The organism is Mesorhizobium sp. M7D.F.Ca.US.004.01.2.1, from assembly GCF_003997785.1.
Classification (GTDB): Bacteria; Pseudomonadota; Alphaproteobacteria; order Rhizobiales; family Rhizobiaceae; genus Mesorhizobium; species Mesorhizobium loti.
Genome location: NZ_RZRQ01000602.1, coordinates 1 through 1,966 on the forward strand (window position 1 = coordinate 1; position 1,966 = coordinate 1,966).

The 1,966-nt window shown below is 64.9% G+C and carries 2 protein-coding genes; both read right to left on the minus strand.

Features of this window, described 5'->3' with window-relative positions:
• Positions 1 to 187: 187 nt before the first annotated feature.
• On the minus strand, positions 188 to 937 hold the full coding sequence (locus EN993_RS35295; protein WP_127266190.1) for an SMC-Scp complex subunit ScpB: 750 nt from the start codon (positions 935 to 937) through the stop codon (positions 188 to 190).
• 5 nt (positions 938 to 942) lie between these two features.
• On the minus strand, positions 943 to 1,893 hold the full coding sequence (locus EN993_RS35300; RefSeq protein ID WP_127266191.1) for a DUF1403 family protein: 951 nt from the start codon (positions 1,891 to 1,893) through the stop codon (positions 943 to 945).
• Between the last annotated feature and the right edge of the window lie 73 nt (positions 1,894 to 1,966).

The following is a 1,966-nucleotide window of genomic DNA, read 5'->3' on the forward strand; positions in this document are numbered from 1 at the left end:
GCCCTGTCCAAGGCTGACGTCCTCTTTAGTCCGAGCAAGCAGATCCACGCCTGGTTCTTCGTCAGGGAGAACTGGCCGGATATCCGTCATTTCGCGGACGCCAAGCTCGCTCACCTAGCACCGGGAGAGAGAGCCTTCCATCCCATCGATTTTTGAACTGAAATGTTCTGCCCCCTAAAGCGAGTCCCTAACCGAGACCGCCACTCAGAGACATTTCATCTTCGACGATCTGTGCTTTTGGCTCTTCCTCGTCCTCGTCGTCCCCGCTTCCCAACCCGGCCGGAATATCGCCTGCCAGCAGCTTCTCCTTGGAAAGTAGCCCTGCGTCCTCGAGCGCTTCGAAATCCGGCAGGTCGCGCAGCGTGTCGAGCCCGAACTCAAGCAGGAATTCTTTTGTCGTCACATAGGTGTAGGGCGCGCCCGGCGTTGGGCTGCGCGGACCGGAAGCGATCAGGCCGGCACCGCGCAGATGACCAATAAAATCGCGACTGATCTCCTTGCCGAAGAAAGACGACAGTTCGGCGCGGGTGATCGGCTGGAAGTAGCCGATGCACATCAGCACCAGCACTTCAGATTGCGTGAAGTCTGCCGGGCGTTCGTTACCGCCGACTGCACAGCGGATGGCATCGGCATAGGCCGGGCGGGTGAGATGCTTCCAGCCTCCGGCGACCGAGACCAGATCATAGGGTCGACCGCGCAGCTCCTCGCGGATGTCGTCGATCAGCAGATCGATGCTGCAGTTTTTCCCGACGATCCGCGCGAGCGTCTCGCGGCCGACCGGTTCGTTGGCGGCGAAGATGGTCGCTTCGACACGGTTCATCCATTCGCGCCAGCGCGCCTCCGGCGGCAGGTGATCCAGTTCGCGGTCAAACAGCTGGTCAGCTGATCGACGGTCATCTGGCCGATCCTTTCCGCGTCTGCGCACCGCTTCCACCATGGTCGTCACAGCCCGTAGATGCGAAAGGTTGGGCGGCCCGACAGCTCGCGCACGGCACCGAGTTCGACCAGCCGGTCGAATAGCCGGCGCAGGCCGCGGTCGCTCATGCCGGCGATTTTCTCGGATGCGACGATCGCGTCGTCGGACAGGAGTCTTTCGACGACCATGTCTGCCGCCTTGGCCCTGAGTTTCGGCGCAACTGCAAGCAGCCGGTCCGCGCGGCGCTCGATCTCGGCGGAAAGATCAATGGCGCGCAGCGCGGCGCGCGCCTGCGCGGCCATCAGGCCTTTCGCACGCTCATCAGGATCTGTCTCAATGCCTGTCGCCACGGAGCTGGCTGCCAGTCGAGGCGTGCGGGCGCCTGTCCCCAAGGCTGCCTCGGCGCCCAGCAGCGGCATGGCGTATGCCCAACACAGCCGCTGCGCCCGCAGGGCGTCGGCGAGCCAAGCTCCAACGGTGCGTGCGAAGCCACGGCGTTCGGCGGCCGTGAACGCACCGGTCAGCATGCCGACCATTCCGATGCCTGCGGAAAGCTGTCGAAGATCATCCGCCAGATCGCTGACCGCCTCATCATCCGGCGCGTAGCCAAACTCCTCCAACACCGCCGCGAGATTTTTCTCCGTCAGTAGATCCTCCGCTGGCCGAGATGCCAGCCGACGCCAGGCGAGGAGAAAACGACCGGCGGGGCCGACATTGTCGCCGGGCCGGGTGAGCAACACGGCGTCGCGCAGCGCGCTTTCATCCTCCACGCGGCCAGCCTGCTTTGCCGTTGCCACGGCAGCCGAAAGCGCCAGGCGCTGCCGCCAGGCGCCGGCCCACCGGTCCTGACGGCGGACGACAGCATCGAGCGCGCCGATGGCAGCGCCCGCGGTCAGCGAGACGTCCTCGAACTCGTTTCCCGCATGACTGTGCGCATCCGAGATGGCCCGGCGCAGCCAGGCCGGCACCGCTGCCATTGGCACGGTCGGAGGGGTGCCGGCGAGCGTAGCGTAGTGGCGCGGAGATGGTTTGGGACGCAGAATCATCGAA

Bases quoted from the DNA above. Each gene is read 5' to 3' on its own strand.
- EN993_RS35295 (WP_127266190.1), bottom strand. From the start codon at position 937: ATGGTGGAAGCGGTGCGCAGACGCGGAAAGGATCGGCCAGATGACCGT.
- EN993_RS35300 (WP_127266191.1), bottom strand. From the start codon at position 1,893: ATGGCAGCGGTGCCGGCCTGGCTGCGCCGGGCCATCTCGGATGCGCAC.